The following is a 20,645-nucleotide window of genomic DNA, read 5'->3' as shown; positions in this document are numbered from 1 at the left end:
AGTCTTAACCATCGACACGCCTAACATCAAGGCAAGTACAGTATAACTCATTAATAAGTATAACAAGTGCGGTCGAATGGCTATTGTTTTGTAAGTGCACAAGTAATTGTACGTACGAGGTCTGATTGATGAATATATTAGAAAAGATTACGAACGAATTTGACTCGTTCAGTAAGTCAGAGCGAAAAGTTGCCGAAGTTATTTTAGCAAACCCTTCAAGTGTTATTCACGCAAGTATCGCATCACTGGCTAAACAAGCCAGTATCAGTGAACCAACCGTTAATCGCTTTTGCCGTCGCTTAGATACCAAAGGCTACCCCGATTTTAAATTGCATCTTGCTCAGTCGTTGGCAAATGGTACACCATATGTAAATCGCCACGTTGATGAAGACGATAGTGCCGAAGAGTACACTAATAAAATCTTCGAATCGACATTGGCTAATTTGGAGATGGCGCGAAAAAGTCTTGATCCTAATCTCATTAATCGTTGTGTTGATGTATTAACGCAAGCGAATAAAATCTCGTTCTTTGGTTTAGGTGCTTCTGCCATCGTTGCCCATGATGCACAGAATAAGTTTTTCAGATTCAATGTCCCTGTCGTCTATTTTGATGACGTGTTAATGCAACGTATGAGTGCGATTAACTCTAATCAGGGTGACGTAGTGGTGGTTATTTCTCACACCGGTCGTACCAAATCGCTAGTCGATGTTGCCAGTGTCGCTCGTGAAAATGATGCTATTGTTATTGGTATTACCGATGAACATTCACCTCTGGCAAAAGAATGTAACATTGTCTTATCGCCAGCCGTTGCGGAAGACACCGACTTATACATGCCGATGGCTTCGCGTATCGCTCAGTTGACGTTAGTCGATGTTTTAGCGACCGGCTTTACCCTTCGTCGTGGTGCAAAGTTCCGCGATAACCTGAAAAAAGTCAAAGATAGTTTACGTAGCTCACGTTTTGAGCGCAGTGATAAATAGTAATAGATAAGGTATTAACTCATGCCAAGAAGAACCAAAATTGTTGCCACGCTAGGTCCGGCAACTGATGATATTAATGTATTAAAAGACGTGATTGCCGCAGGCGTCAATGTTGTTCGACTCAATTTTTCTCATGGCAGCCCTGAAGACCACATGCAACGTGCCGAGAACGTACGTAAGGTTGCCAAAGAGCTTGGTGTCTATGTCGCCATCCTAGGTGATTTACAGGGTCCAAAAATTCGCGTTTCAACCTTTAAAGATGGTCCAATCCAACTTGCAATTGGTGATAAATTTACCCTTGACGCACAAATGGGTAAAGGCGAAGGTCACCAGCAAGCTGTCGGTATCGACTACAAAGAGCTGCCAAAAGATGTATCAACTGGTGATGTTTTATTGCTTGATGACGGCCGTGTTCAATTACAGGTTGAACGCATTGACGGCGATAAAGTGCATACGGTTGTGACCGTTGGTGGCCCACTTTCAAACAACAAAGGTATTAACCGTCAAGGTGGCGGTTTATCCGCTGCAGCCTTAACAGATAAAGACAAACAAGACATTAAGCTGGCTGCCAAATTAAATACAGACTTCCTTGCGGTGTCATTTCCTCGAGATGCTGCGGACATGCGTGAAGCACGTATGCTGGCACAAGAAGCCGGTTGCCAAGCAAAATTGGTATCAAAAATCGAACGTGCAGAAGCAGTAAACGACGAAAAAGTCTTGGATGATATCATTCTGGCATCGGATGTTGTTATGGTTGCTCGTGGGGATTTAGGCGTTGAAATCGGCGATCCCGAGCTTGTTGGCAAACAAAAACATATCATTGCGCGTTCTCGTCAATTAAACCGTGTTGTGATCACCGCAACACAAATGATGGAAACGATGATCACCCAGCCAATGCCGACTCGTGCAGAAGTAATGGATGTTGCTAATGCCGTTCTCGATGGTACCGATGCCGTTATGTTAAGTGCTGAAACCGCGGCAGGTAAATACCCTGTTGAAACCGTAAAAGCGATGGCAAAAGTCTGTATCGGTGCAGAAAAACAACGTTCAGTTAACACCTCTAAGCACCGTTTAGATTGTATTTTTGAAGATATCTCTGAAACTATTCCGATGGCTGCCATGTACGCTGCTAACCATATGGAAAGCGTCAAGGCACTGGTTGCGTTAACTGAATCCGGTAAAACCGCAAAAATGATGTCTCGAATCACCTCTGGCTTACCTATTCTGTCGCTGTCTCGTCATGACAAAACACTATCGAAAACAGCTATTTACCGTGGCGTTTACCCAGTTTATTTTGACACCACAACGTCAACCTCAGACAAGCTGTCACGAGATGCGATTGCAGCAGTTAAAGCGGCGGGTATTATTGAGCTAAATGAAGGCGATCAAGTGATCATCACCCACGGTGACACTATGGAGACGGTTGGTGCGACCAACACGATGAAAATCATCACCATTTAATGCACCTATCTAAGCCTCAAGAGCATAAAACGAACAAGCCAGCATTACTTGCTGGCTTGTTCACACTTATGAGCGGGTAAACCGACAACATCTGACTTAGCACAGCTAAAATAACATGTGCAGATAGTACACAAACAGACCTAAACAACATCCGTCATTAACTATTAAACAATATCTGGATTAGAGATCTCGATAGTCGCAATAACCGCGCACATTGTATCGCATAACCAGCCGCCCTTTTTGGGTTTTGCTATTTAATTCACCTTTATCACGTTTTGCTTTAGTCAACTCCATACTACCCCAGCTTTTCACGTCAGCCTCTGACGTGCTCTAGAAGAGTATGACCAAACGTTTACCCTTCAGCTTTTAATCACCTCGTCATCGAACCACGATAATCTAATACCAATCACATTAAGTTATTGCTCACTCAGTGAGAATTTAAAGGCTTTTAAGCAAGGCTTTGATTGCAAAGAATGGTTATTCCATTGTCAAAATCAGTTACGCAGCATAAAAGCCTTTAAAACTCACCCGTAGGGAGTTTGCCAGAGGCCCATTTACGGGCCTAACTCTGAGTTGGGCACAAACTTAGTGTAATTGGTATAAATAGCTTGCATATTGATTAACATCAAATTAACCCGTTAACTTTCGCTATTATAATAGGTTAACGATAACAATGCGTTAGACTATACATAACAGCACGATAGGAGCTTAATAATATGCCAAGTAAAACCATAGGTATTGTGACAAGCGGTGGTGACGCCCCTGGTATGAATGCGGCAATCCGTGCAATCACACTTGCAGCACTCCAACAAGGGTTTCGTGTATTAGGCTTTGAGCACGGCTATTATGGTCTGATCAACACGCAATATCGCACATTAACTGAATCTGACGTGCGAGATATCATTCATTGTGGCGGTACAATGTTAAAAAGTGCTCGTTGTGCGGAATTTAAAACGGAACAAGGGATCAAGCGTGCGGCGAAGACATTACATGACTTAGCCGTTGATGCGCTTGTGGTAATTGGTGGCGACGGATCGTTTAATGGCTTATTAAAGCTTGACCTATACTATGACGGTCAATTAATTGGCATACCGGGAACCATCGACAATGACATCGATGGAACCGACTATACCATCGGCTTTGCAACGGCAGTAGAAACGGCAATAGAAGCCATCGATAAAATTCGCGATACTGCGGAAGCATTTGAACGAATTTTTATTATCGAAGTCATGGGTCGACACAGTGGCTTCTTGGCGCTCAATGTTGGTATTGCCGTTGGCGCAGAGCAAATCATCACCTTTGAAAATTTCGAAAACCCAGGGAAACACTTACAAAAGCTCGCGCATCACATTAACGATTGTAAAAAATTGCGCGGTCGTTCAAGTTATCTGATCGTTACAGCAGAGAACTTATGGCCAGGTGGTGTTCAACAGCTTGCTAATGATCTCGAAAATTATGCCAACATAGACTGTACACCATGTATATTGGGCTATATTCAACGTGGCGGTAATCCCATTGCCAAAGATAGAATACTCGCTACTAAATTAGGTGTTGCTGCCGTTGAAAGCATCGTTCACGACAATTCGATGATAATGCTTGGCGAACGTTCAAGTCATGTTGTTGAAGTACCACTTAAAGACGCGGTAACAAAGAATAAGCAAGTGAACAGCGAGCTGATGAACGCCCAAGAGTCGGTATTAGATATTGCTCGACTCGCCAATAATCAAGTCCTCTGACTTTTTCGTCACATCGGTTTTGCATTAAATGACGTGTTATATAATGATTGAAACGCTGTAAATACCTTCGTCTGTCATTGTGCTACTAACGGCTGATTGGCGATTTATGGCAACAGCTCAATGTGCTAACAATAGCTGGTACTATGGTAACGTAACCATGTCGATTAGCCTATCCAAGCAAGACATGTTTTACCTTATCCTTATAGCTGCGTGATACTTTAAGCTCTTTGTGATTCGTCAATATCAGATAATATTCACCATTGACGTTATTGCCAAATTTATCAATATAGTTTCGGTTTACAATGGTTGAGCGATGAATACGAATAAAATGTCGCGGATCAAGCAACTCTTCAAGCTCTTTCATGGTTTTACGCAAAATGTGCGTATCACTATGAGTATGAACACACATGTAATCACCAGCAGCATCGATACAAACGATATCTTTGGTTGGTAACAAGGTTGTTTCGCCGACATCTTTTATCGCCAGCACATCGGAGTACTGGCTAACATTTACTGGCGAGTTGCTCGCAAGATCTTCAAGAATTTGCTGGCAGTCATTGCCCGTTACTTCACTGACCAGTTGTACTAACTTTTGTTTATGCTGTGAGGCTTGTTTATCAGCCATCGCACTTTTTACCGTACTAATGGCCCTAGTTAAGCGCTCATCGTCGACAGGTTTTAATAAATAATCAATTGCACGCACATCAAAAGCCTTAATCGCATAATGATCAAAAGCCGTTACAAACACTATCATTGGCATTTCAATCTTCAAAGACATCAGCTGTTGAACCACGTCGAAGCCATTAAACCCTGGCATTTGAATATCTAAAAAGACGATATCTGGTGACATCGTTTTTATTGTTTCAATCGCATCAATCCCATTGGCGCATTCACCAATAATGTCGATATCAGGATTCTCCTGCAATCGGATCTGCAGGCCTTTTCGTGCTAACGGCTCATCATCAACCACCAAGGTCCGTAACTTTGTCATGGCAACTATTGCTCTCGTTGATATGGAATTCGAATGTTTATTTTAACGCCTGTAGGTACGTTGTCACTGATCACCATCGAATAATTTTGATCGTATAATGCCGCCAGTCGTTCTCGGGTGTTTTTAAGACCAACGCCCTTTTCTCTTGATAATTCACCATTAACGATATCAGCGCCGGGGCCATCATCAGACAACTCAAGCAGTAAATCGTTGGCAAACCGAGACACTTTAATGGCAATCACGCCGCCATTTGCGCTAACAGCGACGGCGTATTTAATGGCATTTTCAACCAAGGGTTGAAACACCATACTCGGAACCAAAGCGTCTTGGCAATTTGCTTGGATCTCAAATTTCAGCTGTAAACGGTCCTCAAAGCGGACTTTTTCAATATCGAGATAAAGTTGTAACGCCTTTATCTCCTGAGCCAAGGTAACCTTCTTCATAGGATCCATATCCAATGAATAACGTAAAAATTCGCTCAGACGCGTCACCATTTTGTTGGCATTGTCATTTTCTTTAACCAAAATCAGTGTCGAGATGGCATTTAAGGTATTAAACAAAAAGTGCGGGTTAAGCTGGTAGCGCAACATTTTTAACTGCGCTTCGTTAGCCATGCTGTAAGCACTCAGTACCTTCTGCTTTTCGGTTTGCAACATTTGGTAGTATTTAAAAACAAAATACAAACCACTCCACGATAGCATGATATAAAATGACCATAACGTGCCATTGGTGTAATACAGCCAAAAATCAGGACGCCAACCGTGCTTGTATATTTCCCAGTAGGTAACGTTTTTTATCACTTGCCAACAAACACCCGAGATGTATGAAGCCAGCACGACGACAATAGCGATTTTTAATGGTGAGCTATTCCATACACGGCGATATACATAACGCAGTGGTAAAGAAAACAACGCCCCTGCATAAGCGCTTAAGAAGATTACCCAAACAAATAAGTCACGTAAATCGTGTAACAGTGAACCTAAGTAATGAACAAAGGCAAAACCTATCCAGCCACCGATGTGTAAAAACCAAAAGAAACGATTACGATTTTCAAATATTTCTTGCCAATTCAAAATAATACAAACTCTAAATAACACTGACATTCATTATCTGTTATCAGCTTGAGAAACGCACGGTAGTTAGTCGTAGCAATTGCGTATTTTATCGCATCGACCATCTATGCAACATCGATTTAGCTGAATCGATATGACCTAATGCCACCTTAATTTGTGAAATTTGATTAATACGAGAAAATTCAGGAAAGTACCATAATGCATTGATTAACAAACAAATATCAAGGTAACGCGTAACCTTCTCATGTTCAATTTTCACATCTTTAGGCTCTATGCCGGCTTGATAATGGCGTGCAAACGCTAATCGTTCATCATCAGTTAATGCATTTATCGCCATACACATCGCAATATCGTATTCAGGCTCAGCTAAACAAGCACAGTCCAAGTCAATAAACCAGGGGTGGAGATCTTTGTCTGCTATGATCACATTGGCCATATTTGCATCGCCGTGATTAACACATAAGCGCTGCTCGTCGATCTCCAGCGCATCAATCAGCCGCTCGCTCAACTGCTTGATCTGCTGACGCCCATAGCCTAAAAACCTTAACAACTTTTCATCATCAACCTTGGATAATAAATTGGTGAGCAACGCAGACAACGACGAGTGATCTAATCTGGTAATATTTTTAAGCGATGCTGATAGTTTTATTTGATGTAAGCGACATAAACGTTGTGCTAACACATTGATTTGTTGTTGCCGTGTTATGCCCTGTTGATCTAATTGTTTCCCGTCAATGTGTACAAAAATCGCTTCAGCTTGTTCAGCGTTATAGTAAAGAGCTTCAATGGTTATGTTGTTTTTATATAGGATATGCAGTAGCTGGTCAGACAAAGGCCATGGTTCATTACCTTTTTGGTAAACATATACACCACGTTCGGTGGTAAACTTCCATGTTTGCTTGCTTAAGCCGCCGTGTAATATAACCACCGAATGCAACATAGTCCCTATGTTGCATTGAGCAATCAAGTCTTCGATACGCGTGCTTATCGCCGCTATATCTGCATCAACTGCGTTCATGGTTACCAGTGGTTTCTTGCACTTGATAATCTGCATACCATTTATGTATGCCGAAAAAGCACATGACAACATTAAATATTGCCAGCATCGCAGTGGGCTCAAGACCTTTTTGTAAATAGAGATAAACCGATACAAGATTGATCACGATCCAATAAAACCAATTTTCAAGAAGCTTTATGGTGACTAAATAGGTCGTGGCTATGGCAAATACGGTGGTAAATGTATCAAGATAGGCATAATCGGCGAGCGTATAGTTATCCATAAACCACCCGAGTACCACGCTTATCACCGATAACATGGTAATAAGCAACACATGTCGTTGCCAACGCCAAGTGCAAATACGTAAACTATTGTCACCTAAAATAAAGTGGGCATTTTTCCAACGGTACCAACCATAAACAGCCATTATCATGTAATACGCGTTTAATAACGATTCCATTAATAACGACACATCATAAAAAATGATGGTGAATATCAGTGTGCTAACTAATGCCGCTGGCCAGCACCAAACATTATTACGAGCGACCAATACAACGTAGGTAACCGAAAGCGCTACCGCCAGTAATTCCCAGGCTGGGGCGTTAACGAAGTAATTAAAACTGTTTTCAAACACAGGACGTCCTTTATTCTATGTTAGTAGGTTCATTTTCAGGGTGTATTAATGGCTGTTCGGCAGCAATAAATTTAACAACAAAAACCGCACTGCCGAGTTGTTGATGAGCGACTTTAATTTGCTTCATCACATTGGTAACAGCAAGATCATAGTCGCCAAATACTTGTGTGCTCATACCGTTGGTGATAACAGTTAACCCTTCGACCTCTCGTAATGCGAAAATAAAGCGCCAAATGTCATCTTTGAATGAGTTTTGCGCTAATGGATAAAGGCTAATATCAATTGAAGCTTGCATACCTACCTCACCAATACATGAATAAATAAAGCAACGTTCGGGAAGCTAATCATTAAAATACATACTCCAGTGTTAAACCGTATTCCGCTGGTGCGCCAAACTGATAGTAGCCTTTCGCTGTATAGCCATCACGTGGATCATTACCAAAAAAGAAGCCTCGCGTTTTATACTCTTTATTGTTAATGTTTCGGCCCCATAGTGTCACCAAAAAAGGCTCAGCATCATAACGAATAGATGCATTTAGCAATGTTATAGAATCACTTTTATCGCGATGCGTATCAGAGAAGTAGTAAGCAGCCTTGCCATCAATATTGACGTTAATTTTGAAGCCGTCAAACGGATAATAATTAACGCCGAGATGATACTGATAATTAGGTGCATGAGCTTGCTGCTGACCACTATAATCTTCGCCATTGGCATTAATAAATTGCTGATATTCACTGTCTAATAATCCCAAGGATGTATAAAATTCAACGTCTTCACTGACATCGACGTTGGTTTCCAATTCCGCCCCCCAGTTTCGACCTGATGCAGCGTTACTCAAATAGGTAATAAACTCGGATGAACCATCTGGGCGTGGTAATTGTAAATAGGTTTTTACTTGCATGTCAGAGCGTTGCATATTAAACACGGCCAAGCGAATGCGCACTTCGTCATTGACAAAGCTCGACTTGATGCCAAGCTCGTAATTTGTCAGGTGCTCAGTAGAAAATGGCATTAGCTTCTCATCAAGTGAACCGTCGGTATTCATACCGCCGGCTTTAAAGCCTCGATTAACCGACCCATACCACAAAGTATTGGCTGTTTGTTGGTACGCCAAAACAATCTTCCCCCCCCACATAACATCGTCAATATCGTTACGTAAGGCTTGATTATCTCGATATGTCAATTGCCAATGCTCCATACGTAAACCCGTTGTCAGTTCAACTCGCTCTGATAGGTATGTATCAAGTTCGATGAAACCAGCTAGCGTCGATGTTGAGTATTGTGAGCTAAAATCTGGTGCGTAGGTATATCGTCGTTGTAAGTCATTATCTTCGTGTTTCAGATAAACGCCTGCAACCCAATCGGTGGTGTCAAATAACGGTGATGATGGTTTTGATAACCAGCGCACTTCCGCACTGGTTAATTGACGATTGCGAAAATAATGATCGGTTGACGCGTAATCACCATAAGGACACGAATTCTCACGGCACAGCGTTGGATTGGACCAATCTTCGTCATAACCATAATCAAGGTTACTTGAAGAATGGGTGGCGATCAATTCCATATTGGCAAAGCCCACGTCTGATAAACGTGCTTTGATACTCGCGGCGAAGGTTTGTTGATTATCAAAACCTGGTTTATCCGATCTTGTTTCCCTCGTATTGTCTAAGCTGAAACTGTCATAGCCATTATCGAAGTTGATGTATAATAACGTCGTGTCGACCTCAACATGCTCACTGGGTTTATACGCCAGCTTAACACGGCTAGAAAACTCATCTCGTCGATTAGTATCGTCGCGATTTAAATAGACATTATCGATAAAACCATCGTTGTTATATTGCTCTACTGCGACTCTGTAAGCCAATTGATCATTGATGGCTGCGGACACGGCACCAGCAAGTGCTGTTGCATTGTAATTACCGAGCAGTGCTTTGAATCTTCCTTGCAGATCAGAGCTTGGCGCCTTACTTACCATGTTGATGACGCCAGCAAGTGCGTTGGCACCGAATTTGGTTCCTTGCGGTCCACGCAATACTTCGACTTGGTCAATATCGAACAAAGATGTAACCCCACCAATACCAGTAAAGTCAATATCATCAATGATCACCCCGACAGATGGGTTAATAGGCTCACTGTATTGACTGCGCTCACCGATGCCTCGTATTTGATAATGGCGCGCTCTATTCGAACCACTGGCAAAATTAACGTTCGCTGTGGTTTGAATAATTTCTTCTAAATTTTGTGCTTGCCGTACAGCAATAGCTTGCTCATCAACAACAGACAAACTGGACGCGCTTTGCTGCAACGTCTTTGCCCTAAATTCACCATGTACGGTTATGGTTTCTATTGACTGCTCAGCGTATGCATAATGCGCAAAGCTAGCCACAAGTGACGTACTGATCACTGCAGCCAATATAGATTTGTTATAAAACATTTAGATCTCTTGTGTTTGTCGTTATATAAGTCGAGATCCGGCTAGAAAAAGGCAGTGTACGTTGCAATGCGTTGTATACAAATCACGCTCGTACTCATTGGAGAAACTGACCATTCCTACGCCGGTATTATCCGGTTCAGGTTCAAAGGGTTTGCTACGCATCTCAGTTTATCTCGGCATAATCCTAGATAAACACCCCCTGGTTCGAATTAGATTTTAACAAGTAGATTAATAAAGGCAATGAAAATTATTGGCTAATTTTGGCAGGCTTCAACAACAACGCCATGTTGTAAACAGCTAGCGCTAGGCTGACACAAAAAACAAAGACCTAGACAAAGCATTGCATCTTATTCAGTGGCGATTAAATTAACATACGCTAGCAAGACTGATTCGACCGTAGAAAACCAACTAACAGCTCATTAAACCCATCAACATCCCGCTCTGCTTCAGGAATCCGCAAGTCAAATTGTGACACACGCTCGATATTACTCAATCTACGTGGGCAATGTACATGATAACGAACGCCAACAACATAGTCGCCTGGCGGCGTATATTGCGTCTGCTTGAGGTGCAGACAACCGGACGTCCCTCTATCGCCACATTCAAGTCTATAGGCAATGCCAATTGCTGGAAATGCGTGTACCAATTGCACCCCTGGTGGTAAGCCTGTTATTTCATCGATAACAATCTCTATATCGCCATGATGACTATCATGAACAATCATAGGATATGGTAAGGCATAAGCGAATGCCTCGGTGGAATGTGGTCCCTGCCAATAAAAGCTTTGCTTGCTGACAGTCTTCCATGTTCGCGTTAAATGGTCATCGTACTCGGGAAGATCCGCTTGCTCATCGACATCTTCGGTTATTTCAAAATCTTCGGGAACGACATAAATATCAGCGTACGTCGCCCAGGGTTCCCTTTCGTAAATTAACACCACTTTTTTCTTGCCTTGTTTAGGGATCCTGAGTGGATCATGCTCATTAATTGTCGGATCGCCATCAGCATCGGGATTTTTCCAACGTTGTAATGATTTTTTTCGCTGCTTTTTCACATCAGGTTTACTGGCGGCTTTACCGGTTGCTGGATCAATAATTTGATTACCATCTTTATCGAGCCAAGGTGAACGGTCTTCATGCGCTTTGGGCCCCATACCACCATCGTCACTTGGCCACCATGGGTTATCTGAAATGACAATAGTGATATCATCATCCGACACATTTTCTATTTCGAACTCTAAATGATATTCTTTCGAACCATCTGCCTTGGTGATCACTTTTTTATTGATAGAGCTGGATTTAATCTTCGCTTTAGGATTTTTCGTGGACATCACTAGCCTCCTATTCTTGAGCAATATACAACGCTTCTGCTAACTTCATAGCTAGCCACGTACTTATCGAAAAATCTCCTGACGCGGTAAGCAAGTCGCCAAAGCGTTAACTGACGTAAGTTTGACTTGTTTGGAACAATCATCAACGGCCACCTTAGCTTTGCACAAGTTTTGAGCTGATACATAGCTACTGCGCATATCACAAGTGACAGTACAAGCTATGCACATTTAAGTCATCGATGCCGTAGACTCAATTTTCACCATACGTTGAATCAATCGAGTTTAGCTACCAACAGTGGAGACAAATCACATAACGTAATGCCGACATATTATTTGCTTTTGTTAACTAAGTATTTTGCTACGGCATGATATGCTGGTAATGATGTCGGATCGATATAAGCGTTTTTGGCAATAGGAAATGATGAAAAGCGAACAATGACCATCTCTGCCGTTGGATCAATGTATATGGTTTGACCATGTACGCCACGCGCCGCATAGGCACCGTGCTCATTGTGGAAAACCCACCACATACTGCGATAACTTCCCCCCTCTAAACTACCATAGCCTGCTTTAGCAAATGCGTCTTTGTCACCGCCTGAAGCAATATTGTCGACGACGGATTTGGCGAAGAGTTGTTTACCATGTAATTCGCCACCGTTTAGCATCAATTGACCGATACGACCTAAGTCTCTTAAACTCGCTGTTAAGCCACCACCTGCAAACGGCACTCCTTTACCATCCACTGTCATATAACCGTCCTGCTCTGCACCAATATGACGCCATACTTTCTCAGATAGTAGTTCAGTGATGCTTTTATTCGCTGCACGCGAAATGATCCAGCCGAGTGCATCGCTATTAATTGTTTTATAACCGAACGCATCACCGTGTTTACCTTCTTTTGCAACGGTTTGTAGATATTCAAAATAGCCATTAGGGCCTTGATAATCTTTAGGTTTAGGTAATGGACTAGCCGCCGCTGAATACACCCAAATGTCGGCATTGGGATCACCGTAATCTTCGCTATAACTCAATCCTGTCGTCATATCCATTACTTGGCGTACCGTGGCACTACCAAACGCGCTATTGGCTAATTCTGGCACTATCGTCGCTACAATAGAGTGTTCATTAAGTGCTCCCTCGGCGACCAAAATTTCGGCTAATAATCCCGTCATTGATTTAGTCATCGACATCGCCGCATGCTTGCCTAATTCATTAAGGCAACCGATATATTTTTCATAAACTATCTTACCTTTATGCAAAATTAACATACCATCGGTATAATTTGCGGACAGCGCCTGTTGCCACGTCATGCTGTCTTCTGATCCTGTTGGCGTAAAACGAACCGCATCAATAGCATCGTCTAGCGCGTATTCAAACGGTATTGGTGCACCCAGCCCTCGGCTTACTTGTTTGGTTGGCAATAGTTCGCGAATGTGACATACCGTCCAGCGTAAGTTGGGAAAACTAAAGTAGTTTGTTTGCGGCTGCATTATCAATTTATCAGCACTAGGTGGGAACCCTTGCATTAACCCCAAGGTTTTCGGGTCTGAGTCTTCTGCACTAGCAAACTTTGGTGATTTATCAGCAGCTTGTGTAAACGCGATAAAAGCGATACTTGCACTGATCAGTAGAAGTTTTGCATATAATTGTCCGGTTGCCATAATCGCCCTCATATATCATTTAGACATTTTTATTACCTTGGTTGCCTAAATTAACGTGTTAACAAGATATAATCAGCGTAGTTCATAAACAACGACTTTTACCAATTCAGACGCATTAAAACGCTGTATCGCCTAATAAAGTTTACCGGCGGTATGAAAACTGCTCGTTCACTAATGAATTGTGCTAGGCAATTAATTTCTCCTGCAATACGTCAAAGCCATATCCCGTCAACACACATCTGACGTGTTTTCTTTGATACGCTCATTTAAACCAAACCGAAGCTTCCAGCATCTTAAACGATAACAACGTGTTTAACTTGTAAGGCCATCTATGTCACATATTTTTATCCTGACGCTAGTCACCTTTTTCTTAGTTTTTTGCCCTAACCTTTATGCGCTTGATCTTGAACGCCTACAAAAAACGACAGACTATTTAGCATCTGATGCCTTAATGGGTAGAAAAGCCGGTACCGAGACTGCCGATAAAGCGGCACAGTTTATCGCCGATGAATTTAAAGAAATTGGCCTACGACCATATGATAGAAATGGCTACTTACAAAGGTTCCCGCTTAGCGATAGTGCATCGTTTGATGCCAATGTTATTGGCTATATAGCTGCAGCTAATGACACCGATAAATCCATTGTTATCACGGCCCATTACGATGGCCTTGGAGTAGACCCATCACTACATGGTGAAGACAAAATATTCAATGGTGCGAGGGATAACGCCGTTGGCGTCGCTGCACTTATCGCCTTAGCTAATAAATTAAGTCAAATGACTGAGCCGACGTACCACATCGTTTTTATTGCAACTGGCGCTGAGGAAATCGGTCATCAAGGTGTTCACTACTACCTTAATAACCCTTTATTTGATAGACAACAGATCATAGCGAACCTGAATATCGACGGATTTAATGTAACAGGTAAACGACTCGACTTTTTTGTTATGCCCAAACGCCCTTCAGCGCTTTTAACCAACATTAAACACGTTGCAGAAAAACTTGGCTGGCAATACTTATCCCCTGGCTGGGAAAATAGCATGGATGATAAATTTGATACGGCACAATTTTTAGCACATAACATACCCGCTGGGACAATTTGGACAGGCACTAAATTATTAAATGGTCATGAGGCGCCCGGTTTGCCTTTTGGTGCGATTCACTCCGTTGATGACGAAGTAAACATGCACTGGGACTGGAGTGGTATTGCAGATCATTTGACACTTTATGAGATGGTTATCAAGCGCATTTTAACGTCAGATACAAACACTCAGACTAAATAGCATTCAAGGGGAACGTACCTTAAACGAACGAATATCCACCTCCCACAAATTCATCTGGGCATGCCTTGACGTTCAATAGTTTTGTCAATTCTGTTGTTTGCGAAATGGTATCACGACCCATTCATATAAATACGTTATGACATAGACAAGTCGGATCTAAATTTGGCATACCGACATATAGCAAAAACATATAAACTCCTCCGCAATAATAACTTTTGAACATATGAAATGAAGTTTAATTTAATCCAAGCAACGATTCTCTTTACGAGTATTTATTCAGCAAGCGCACTGGCCACGAACGGCTATTTTCGCCATGGGTATGGTCACAACAATGCAGCAATGGCTGGGGCAACAACCGCGTCAGCACAAGATGCGATTGCTGGCGCCTATAATCCTGCCAGCATATGGCAACTTGAAGATCAAATAAGTATGGATGTAAGTATCTTTCTTCCCGACCGTCAATTCTCAGTATCTGGTAAACAACCTGAAGACATTTCGGAACAACAGATGCCGTTGGCAATTGGTGCAACCGAATCAGATACTAACGCATTTTTTATTCCAAACATTGGCTATAAAACCACATTAAATGACAAGTGGGCGATGAGCATTACCGCGTTTGCTCAAGGTGGCATGAATACCAATTATACTCAGTCGGTATTTGGTGCTGGAGATGCCGGTGTGGATTTAACTCAACTGTTTATTTCCACCTCTTTTTCGTACAAAGTCAGTGAGCAAACCCAATTAGGCTTTGCCCCGATCGCCGTCCAGCAAAGATTTGCAGCCAAAGGCTTAGCTAATTTCGCCAGCTTTTCATCAACCCCAGAGGCGCTGTCAGATCAAGGATACGATAACAGTTATGGTTATGGCTATCGTCTAGGGTTGGTGCACCAGCTAAACGAACACGTAACATTGGGTGCGAGTTATCAAGATATTGTCTCGTTAACTAAATTTGACAAATACCGAGGCCTATTTGCTGACCAAGGCTGCTTCGATATCCCAACGACGTGGAATCTTGGTATCGCATGGCAACACGAAAACTTAACCGTCACATTCGACCATCAAACTATCGAATATGCCAAAGTGAGCGCTATTGGCCATGGTTTTATGCCAGCATTTGCCAATATTATGATGGGCTCAACCGATTTTCTATTAGGCGCTAAACAAGGGCCTGGATTTGGCTGGCGTGATATGCGGGTCAATAAAGTGGGTATGGCATACCTACGTGGTAACGGTACCATTCGAGCGGGCATAAGCTATGGTAAACAGCCTATTCCAGAGTCAGAAGTTTTGTTTAATATATTAGCGCCTGGTGTACAAGAATGGCATTTCACCGCAGGTTACGAATATCAATTACGCAATAACGACAAACTAGCCGTAACGGTTATGTATTCCCCGAAAAAAGACGTCACCGGCATTCACCCGGCGAATCAACAACAACAGATAAACGTGTCTATGGAGCAATTTGAATTTACCCTTGGCTATCGCTTTTAATTAGGGTTGGTAAATGTGAGCTACTCAATGCCTTTACCTTATTATCAATCTTGATTGCGGGCTTGGGCTTGAACGTTAACAAAAAAGGCTGGCGATCCCAATGGAATTCCCCAGCCTTTTTTACATCTTTTCTTGAGCCTTTGGTTAAATGTTTAACATTGTCCCTAAGGGCTCACCACCGACAAGATGCATGTGAATGTGATATACCTCTTGACCACCGTGTTGGTTGCAGTTGATGATCAATCGATAACCATTTTCAGCTATGCCTTCTTCTGCTGCGAGTTTTTTTGCAACGGTGATCATTCGCCCTAACGCAACTTCGTCATCTTCTGTTACGTCATTAACGGTCGGGATCAGTTTGTTGGGTACGATTAATATGTGACTGTTTGCCTTTGGTGCAATATCACGAAAAGCCGTTACTAAATCATCTTGATACAGTAACGGCGTAGCGATCTCTTGACGAATGATTTTAGAGAAAATCGTTTCTTCTGCCATGGTTCATCCTTAATAAATAGGTCGTTTTTGTTATTCAAATTAGGGTTGTGATTCTGTAGGGCGCTTAAAATCAGCAAGCATCGTTGTAACTAATGTGCGTATTCTTGCTTGTCGTTCGACCACTGGAACATTCTTACGAACGGCTTGGGATACAACAGAGCGCCAAATTGACTTTTTGGTGCTTGGATCCATCATATCAATGATTAAGGTGCCTTCTGTATAATTGCGCACTTTCACTTCTTGGCGCATACCAAATGGTCGATCATAAAATGGATCACAATACCAACAATGATGAAAGCCGGTATTATAGGTTCTAATTTCTTGTTTTTCTTTAGTGATTAATTTAAAGCGAACCAAAGTGTCTGCCAAATCTTCGCTTGTCTCTTGCATACCTTTATCCAGCAAGGTTGCGCGAATTGCATAAGCAATACGGTCATAATCTAAACTGCTAACAGAACTTGATAATTGATCTACTTTAGCGGTTTCAGTAAGCGTATGGTCCAATATTGCAAAACTGTTTACGGCACTAAAATCGTAGTCAAGCTTATAATCAACATCCGGCTTGTAGCTTGTTGCGCACGAAACCAAAAATATAGTTAACGCCAATATCATTAATACTCTTTTCATCATACATACCTCATTCTCACCGCTTGCTGATGGTGTTATTGTTATTATTTTAACTACTATGTTTTTAAACGTCGGCTCAGTACTATGAGCCTTGTTCAAATTGGTCAATAAATTTTTGCGATTGTTCAATCGATGCGTTCATTTCTTTGATCAATGCATCGACATTTCGCTTAATCAAGTCATACTCCCCTTGTAAAGCACCTATCGCCTTTGCATTTAAATTATGCTTTAAATACAACATATTATCTTTTAATGCGGAAAGTACCGGTTGCATCGAACTTTCAGCACGACGCATAGATTGGATCAGTGTGGCGTACTGCCCTTGGGTTTGGCGCAATTTATCACGACTTTGTTGACGAAGGGTTTGACTATTATATTGTTCAATTTCATTTTGCCACTCGACAAATAACGCATCAGCAACGTCTTCGATTGAATCAATGCGATCACTCACCTCATCGGCGGCATCTTGGGCATCATCATAATTGTCTTTAGTGATGTCATATTGCCGTTGCAGATCTTCGCCATCAAAGGCAATCAGTGTCGACAGTTGCTCTAGTGCCGATTGAAACTGCTGTTGAGCTTCCTGTTGAGATTCTTTGGCAGCTTCTACCCTATCAACCATGATATCTCGCTTATGAGTACCAACTTTTTCCATCGCCGAATAGTACGCTGACTGGCAGGCGCTAAGAGAGAGCAATACGCTAGACAATAACAGTGCTTTTAACATAAATGAATCATTGCTTGTGAATTTTATTTAAGCATACGCCATAGTCATAAAAAAATATAGACACGAAGCATGATAAGGCGCATGTGAAGAATTCACATATCAAGATAAATAGAGCGAAATAATCAGGTTTCATAAGAAGAGAATTGGAGCGGCTAACGAGACTCGAACTCGTGACATTCACGTTGGCAACGTGATGCTCTACCAACTGAGCTACAGCCGCTCTAATGACCAAACATTGTAGAACTGGTGTACCATGACATTATATACAAGGCTAAATCCTTACAAATGGTACCCGGGGCCGGACTTGAACCGGCACGTCCGTTAAGACGAGGGATTTTAAATCCCTTGTGTCTACCAATTCCACCACCCGGGCATTATATGCCACGTTCTAACAATGATGGTTAAAAAGTAGATTGGAGCGGCTAACGAGACTCGAACTCGTGACATTCACGTTGGCAACGTGATGCTCTACCAACTGAGCTACAGCCGCTTTAAATCAAATTTTAGTTTCACACAACTTTCTGATGAAAATGGTACCCGGGGCCGGACTTGAACCGGCACGCTGTTACCAGCGAGGGATTTTAAATCCCTTGTGTCTACCAATTCCACCACCCGGGCAGAATGGAGGCGGGTCCCGGAGTCGAACCGAGGTCCACGGATTTGCAATCCGCTGCATAGCCACTCTGCCAACCCGCCTTATTTACATCAGCAAGCTGGTGATGAATTTCTTAAAAAGAAATTTGGAGCGGCTAACGAGACTCGAACTCGTGACATTCACGTTGGCAACGTGATGCTCTACCAACTGAGCTACAGCCGCTTTAAATATTTCAACATTATGACAATTCGATAAAATTGGAGCGGCTAACGAGACTCGAACTCGTGACATTCACGTTGGCAACGTGATGCTCTACCAACTGAGCTACAGCCGCATAGATAGAATTATCAAAAATATAAATTGGAGCGGCTAACGAGACTCGAACTCGTGACATTCACGTTGGCAACGTGATGCTCTACCAACTGAGCTACAGCCGCTTAATTACCTTCCATTGTAGAACTGGTGTACCATGACATTTTAATACAAGACCAATAATCTTGTAAATGGTACCCGGGGCCGGACTTGAACCGGCACGTCCGTTAAGACGAGGGATTTTAAATCCCTTGTGTCTACCAATTCCACCACCCGGGCATTATATGCCACATGTTCTTACAATGGTGGTTTCAAAAGTAGATTGGAGCGGCTAACGAGACTCGAACTCGTGACATTCACGTTGGCAACGTGATGCTCTACCAACTGAGCTACAGCCGCTTAGTAATCTATTTCTATATTTTAAATTGGAGCGGCTAACGAGACTCGAACTCGTGACATTCACGTTGGCAACGTGATGCTCTACCAACTGAGCTACAGCCGCTTAATTTAAGTTTTTTACACCGCTTCTCGATGAAAATGGTACCCGGGGCCGGACTTGAACCGGCACGCTGTTACCAGCGAGGGATTTTAAATCCCTTGTGTCTACCAATTCCACCACCCGGGCAGAATGGAGGCGGGTCCCGGAGTCGAACCGAGGTCCACGGATTTGCAATCCGCTGCATAGCCACTCTGCCAACCCGCCTTTTACACCGACAAGCTGGTGATGAAATTCCCTTTAAAAATTGGAGCGGCTAACGAGACTCGAACTCGTGACATTCACGTTGGCAACGTGATGCTCTACCAACTGAGCTACAGCCGCTTTTCCGTATCGACTCCCTGTCGACGGATGTGCATTCTACATCGTTCTATTGATGAGTCAACACTTAAATTTCATTTTTTTTCCGTTCGCTCAAAAATCAACTAAAGTGGTGATTTTTTCACTAAAAACGGGAGTTTATCGGTTATTTTTTGTTACCTAAGAAGAACTTATTATCTTTCACAATCATCAAAAATAACAGTTACTCAGAAAAAACTTTTGCAATATATATTGATGCGCGATGTTTGATTATAAAAAAAAGCGCATCGAGATCACACGACGCGCTTTTTTATCAGGTTTATAGTGCCTACTTTCCTGATAAGTCTGGCCAGGCAGCCCTTAAATACTGTGCCATCGATATAAAGGCAAACAAGGTTGCCAAGAAATAGAAGAACCAAGCTAAGTAAATAATGACGTCAGCGGGCAATTCAAACACAATTAACGGAATTGGGTAGTTTGGCTGCCAAATCAGTCCCATTAATGCCAACATTTGTGTCGCCGTTTTCCATTTACCTAAATCGGAAACTGCAACATTAGAGCGTTTACCAAGATCGGCCATAAATTCCCGCAAAGCTGAAATAATGATTTCTCGCGCTATCATAATAACCGCAGGAATCGTCACCCATATATTGTCATATTCAGAAACGATCAGTACCAGCGATATGGTAACCATTAATTTATCGGCTACTGGGTCAATGAATGCACCGAACTTTGATGACTGATTAAGCTTGCGCGCGAGATAGCCATCAATTCCGTCACTAATCGAGGCGAGCCAGAATACACCAAAGGCGGCAAAATTTGACCAATTCTTTGAAAATGTTTCGGGCATCATGTCATGAAGATAAAAAACGACAATAAATACCGGAATTAAGATGATCCGAAATAAAGTAATTTGATTAGGAATGGTCCACATAAATGTTTTATTAACTATTGTTTTACCGTCTATTTTACATGATGAGGAAAACTTGTCACACACACATGGTAAATTATTTTTCAATCAG

Annotated in this window: 17 protein-coding genes, 14 tRNA genes and 1 riboswitch; of the genes, 5 read left to right on the top strand and 26 right to left on the bottom strand. The window is 42.3% G+C overall.

Features of this window, described 5'->3' with window-relative positions; genetic code table 11:
* Positions 1–128: 128 nt before the first annotated feature.
* The 3 genes from ACAX20_RS07215 to ACAX20_RS07205 all read left to right on the top strand — a co-directional run bounded on the left by ACAX20_RS07215 (position 129) and on the right by ACAX20_RS07205 (position 4,177).
* On the top strand, positions 129–980 hold the full coding sequence (locus tag ACAX20_RS07215; RefSeq protein ID WP_371189490.1) for a MurR/RpiR family transcriptional regulator: 852 nt from the start codon (positions 129–131) through the stop codon (positions 978–980).
* Between the two features lie 21 nt (positions 981–1,001).
* Positions 1,002–2,441 (top strand): pyruvate kinase, encoded by a 1,440-nt coding sequence (gene pyk / locus ACAX20_RS07210; RefSeq protein ID WP_371189489.1) that lies wholly within the window; start codon positions 1,002–1,004, stop codon positions 2,439–2,441.
* A 716-nt stretch (positions 2,442–3,157) separates the two neighbouring features.
* A complete protein-coding gene (locus tag ACAX20_RS07205) occupies positions 3,158–4,177 on the top strand; it encodes an ATP-dependent 6-phosphofructokinase (RefSeq protein WP_371189487.1) in 1,020 nt (339 codons plus the stop codon).
* A 169-nt stretch (positions 4,178–4,346) separates the two neighbouring features.
* On the opposite strand, the gene ACAX20_RS07200 is transcribed toward ACAX20_RS07205, so the two are convergent.
* From ACAX20_RS07200 to ACAX20_RS07165, 8 genes are all read right to left on the bottom strand, one after another.
* Positions 4,347–5,168 (bottom strand): LytR/AlgR family response regulator transcription factor, encoded by an 822-nt coding sequence (locus tag ACAX20_RS07200; RefSeq protein ID WP_371189486.1) that lies wholly within the window; start codon positions 5,166–5,168, stop codon positions 4,347–4,349.
* A gap of 5 nt (positions 5,169–5,173) precedes the next feature.
* Complete coding sequence (locus ACAX20_RS07195) at positions 5,174–6,271, bottom strand: sensor histidine kinase (protein WP_371189485.1); 1,098 nt, start codon at positions 6,269–6,271, stop codon at positions 5,174–5,176.
* A gap of 58 nt (positions 6,272–6,329) precedes the next feature.
* A complete protein-coding gene (locus ACAX20_RS07190) occupies positions 6,330–7,259 on the bottom strand; it encodes a phosphotransferase (protein ID WP_371189483.1) in 930 nt (309 codons plus the stop codon).
* Positions 7,246–7,872, bottom strand: coding sequence for a nicotinamide riboside transporter PnuC (gene pnuC / locus ACAX20_RS07185; protein WP_371189482.1), 627 nt, complete (start codon positions 7,870–7,872; stop codon positions 7,246–7,248). The genes ACAX20_RS07190 and pnuC overlap by 14 nt, the downstream gene beginning before the upstream one ends.
* A gap of 10 nt (positions 7,873–7,882) precedes the next feature.
* Positions 7,883–8,167, bottom strand: a complete 285-nt coding sequence (locus ACAX20_RS07180; RefSeq protein WP_371189481.1) for a hypothetical protein — start codon at positions 8,165–8,167, stop codon at positions 7,883–7,885.
* Positions 8,168–8,219: 52 nt separating this feature from the next.
* A complete protein-coding gene (locus ACAX20_RS07175; protein ID WP_371189479.1) occupies positions 8,220–10,307 on the bottom strand; it encodes a TonB-dependent receptor in 2,088 nt (695 codons plus the stop codon).
* Between the two features lie 96 nt (positions 10,308–10,403).
* A riboswitch (TPP riboswitch) is annotated at positions 10,404–10,517 on the bottom strand.
* 166 nt (positions 10,518–10,683) lie between these two features.
* Positions 10,684–11,637 carry a hypothetical protein gene (locus ACAX20_RS07170; protein ID WP_371189478.1) on the bottom strand — a complete coding sequence of 318 codons (954 nt, stop codon included), beginning with the start codon at positions 11,635–11,637 and terminating at the stop codon, positions 10,684–10,686.
* Between the two features lie 329 nt (positions 11,638–11,966).
* A complete protein-coding gene (locus ACAX20_RS07165; RefSeq protein ID WP_371189477.1) occupies positions 11,967–13,298 on the bottom strand; it encodes a serine hydrolase domain-containing protein in 1,332 nt (443 codons plus the stop codon).
* A 331-nt stretch (positions 13,299–13,629) separates the two neighbouring features.
* Here ACAX20_RS07165 and ACAX20_RS07160 point away from each other — a divergent pair, with 331 nt between their 5' ends.
* Positions 13,630–14,580 carry a M28 family peptidase gene (locus ACAX20_RS07160; RefSeq protein ID WP_371189476.1) on the top strand — a complete coding sequence of 317 codons (951 nt, stop codon included), beginning with the start codon at positions 13,630–13,632 and terminating at the stop codon, positions 14,578–14,580.
* A gap of 228 nt (positions 14,581–14,808) precedes the next feature.
* Entirely contained in the window at positions 14,809–16,071 is a 1,263-nt protein-coding gene (locus ACAX20_RS07155; protein WP_371189474.1) for an OmpP1/FadL family transporter, read from the top strand.
* Between the two features lie 144 nt (positions 16,072–16,215).
* On the opposite strand, the gene ACAX20_RS07150 is transcribed toward ACAX20_RS07155, so the two are convergent.
* From ACAX20_RS07150 to pgsA, 18 genes are all read right to left on the bottom strand, one after another.
* Positions 16,216–16,566 (bottom strand): HIT domain-containing protein, encoded by a 351-nt coding sequence (locus ACAX20_RS07150; protein WP_371189473.1) that lies wholly within the window; start codon positions 16,564–16,566, stop codon positions 16,216–16,218.
* Between the two features lie 39 nt (positions 16,567–16,605).
* Entirely contained in the window at positions 16,606–17,196 is a 591-nt protein-coding gene (locus tag ACAX20_RS07145; protein ID WP_371189472.1) for a DUF4136 domain-containing protein, read from the bottom strand.
* A gap of 79 nt (positions 17,197–17,275) precedes the next feature.
* On the bottom strand, positions 17,276–17,920 hold the full coding sequence (locus ACAX20_RS07140; RefSeq protein WP_371189471.1) for a DUF2959 domain-containing protein: 645 nt from the start codon (positions 17,918–17,920) through the stop codon (positions 17,276–17,278).
* Between the two features lie 144 nt (positions 17,921–18,064).
* A tRNA-Gly gene (locus tag ACAX20_RS07135) sits at positions 18,065–18,140 on the bottom strand.
* Between the two features lie 66 nt (positions 18,141–18,206).
* Positions 18,207–18,293 (bottom strand) — tRNA-Leu (locus tag ACAX20_RS07130).
* A 41-nt stretch (positions 18,294–18,334) separates the two neighbouring features.
* Positions 18,335–18,410 (bottom strand) — tRNA-Gly (locus tag ACAX20_RS07125).
* Positions 18,411–18,451: 41 nt separating this feature from the next.
* Positions 18,452–18,538, bottom strand: a tRNA-Leu gene (locus tag ACAX20_RS07120).
* A gap of 4 nt (positions 18,539–18,542) precedes the next feature.
* Positions 18,543–18,616 (bottom strand) — tRNA-Cys (locus ACAX20_RS07115).
* 45 nt (positions 18,617–18,661) lie between these two features.
* A tRNA-Gly gene (locus ACAX20_RS07110) sits at positions 18,662–18,737 on the bottom strand.
* Positions 18,738–18,773: 36 nt separating this feature from the next.
* Positions 18,774–18,849: transfer RNA gene (locus ACAX20_RS07105), tRNA-Gly, on the bottom strand.
* 27 nt (positions 18,850–18,876) lie between these two features.
* Positions 18,877–18,952 (bottom strand) — tRNA-Gly (locus ACAX20_RS07100).
* 67 nt (positions 18,953–19,019) lie between these two features.
* A tRNA-Leu gene (locus ACAX20_RS07095) sits at positions 19,020–19,106 on the bottom strand.
* 44 nt (positions 19,107–19,150) lie between these two features.
* Positions 19,151–19,226: transfer RNA gene (locus ACAX20_RS07090), tRNA-Gly, on the bottom strand.
* 27 nt (positions 19,227–19,253) lie between these two features.
* Positions 19,254–19,329: transfer RNA gene (locus tag ACAX20_RS07085), tRNA-Gly, on the bottom strand.
* Positions 19,330–19,365: 36 nt separating this feature from the next.
* A tRNA-Leu gene (locus ACAX20_RS07080) sits at positions 19,366–19,452 on the bottom strand.
* A gap of 4 nt (positions 19,453–19,456) precedes the next feature.
* Positions 19,457–19,530: transfer RNA gene (locus ACAX20_RS07075), tRNA-Cys, on the bottom strand.
* Positions 19,531–19,571: 41 nt separating this feature from the next.
* A tRNA-Gly gene (locus ACAX20_RS07070) sits at positions 19,572–19,647 on the bottom strand.
* 304 nt (positions 19,648–19,951) lie between these two features.
* Positions 19,952–20,557, bottom strand: a complete 606-nt coding sequence (gene pgsA / locus ACAX20_RS07065) for a CDP-diacylglycerol--glycerol-3-phosphate 3-phosphatidyltransferase (protein WP_371189469.1) — start codon at positions 20,555–20,557, stop codon at positions 19,952–19,954.
* Positions 20,558–20,645: the final 88 nt, after the last annotated feature.

It is taken from the genome of Thalassotalea sp. Sam97 (assembly GCF_041379765.1).
Classification (GTDB): domain Bacteria; phylum Pseudomonadota; class Gammaproteobacteria; order Enterobacterales; family Alteromonadaceae; genus Thalassotalea_A; species Thalassotalea_A maritima.
This window is presented reverse-complemented; position numbering and strand designations above follow the sequence as displayed.

What these genes read in the sequence shown, in the direction of transcription:
- ACAX20_RS07215 (WP_371189490.1), top strand. Translation starts at nt 129, where the DNA reads ATGAATATATTAGAAAAGATTACGAACGAATTTGACTCGTTCAGTAAG.
- pyk (WP_371189489.1), top strand. Translation starts at nt 1,002, where the DNA reads ATGCCAAGAAGAACCAAAATTGTTGCCACGCTAGGTCCGGCAACTGAT.
- ACAX20_RS07205 (WP_371189487.1), top strand. Translation starts at nt 3,158, where the DNA reads ATGCCAAGTAAAACCATAGGTATTGTGACAAGCGGTGGTGACGCCCCT.
- ACAX20_RS07200 (WP_371189486.1), bottom strand. Translation starts at nt 5,168, where the DNA reads ATGACAAAGTTACGGACCTTGGTGGTTGATGATGAGCCGTTAGCACGA.
- ACAX20_RS07195 (WP_371189485.1), bottom strand. Translation starts at nt 6,271, where the DNA reads ATGTCAGTGTTATTTAGAGTTTGTATTATTTTGAATTGGCAAGAAATA.
- ACAX20_RS07190 (WP_371189483.1), bottom strand. Translation starts at nt 7,259, where the DNA reads ATGAACGCAGTTGATGCAGATATAGCGGCGATAAGCACGCGTATCGAA.
- ACAX20_RS07180 (WP_371189481.1), bottom strand. Translation starts at nt 8,167, where the DNA reads ATGCAAGCTTCAATTGATATTAGCCTTTATCCATTAGCGCAAAACTCA.
- ACAX20_RS07175 (WP_371189479.1), bottom strand. Translation starts at nt 10,307, where the DNA reads ATGTTTTATAACAAATCTATATTGGCTGCAGTGATCAGTACGTCACTT.
- ACAX20_RS07170 (WP_371189478.1), bottom strand. Translation starts at nt 11,637, where the DNA reads ATGTCCACGAAAAATCCTAAAGCGAAGATTAAATCCAGCTCTATCAAT.
- ACAX20_RS07165 (WP_371189477.1), bottom strand. Translation starts at nt 13,298, where the DNA reads ATGGCAACCGGACAATTATATGCAAAACTTCTACTGATCAGTGCAAGT.
- ACAX20_RS07160 (WP_371189476.1), top strand. Translation starts at nt 13,630, where the DNA reads ATGTCACATATTTTTATCCTGACGCTAGTCACCTTTTTCTTAGTTTTT.
- ACAX20_RS07155 (WP_371189474.1), top strand. Translation starts at nt 14,809, where the DNA reads ATGAAGTTTAATTTAATCCAAGCAACGATTCTCTTTACGAGTATTTAT.
- ACAX20_RS07150 (WP_371189473.1), bottom strand. Translation starts at nt 16,566, where the DNA reads ATGGCAGAAGAAACGATTTTCTCTAAAATCATTCGTCAAGAGATCGCT.
- ACAX20_RS07145 (WP_371189472.1), bottom strand. Translation starts at nt 17,196, where the DNA reads ATGATGAAAAGAGTATTAATGATATTGGCGTTAACTATATTTTTGGTT.
- ACAX20_RS07140 (WP_371189471.1), bottom strand. Translation starts at nt 17,920, where the DNA reads ATGTTAAAAGCACTGTTATTGTCTAGCGTATTGCTCTCTCTTAGCGCC.
- pgsA (WP_371189469.1), bottom strand. Translation starts at nt 20,557, where the DNA reads ATGTGGACCATTCCTAATCAAATTACTTTATTTCGGATCATCTTAATT.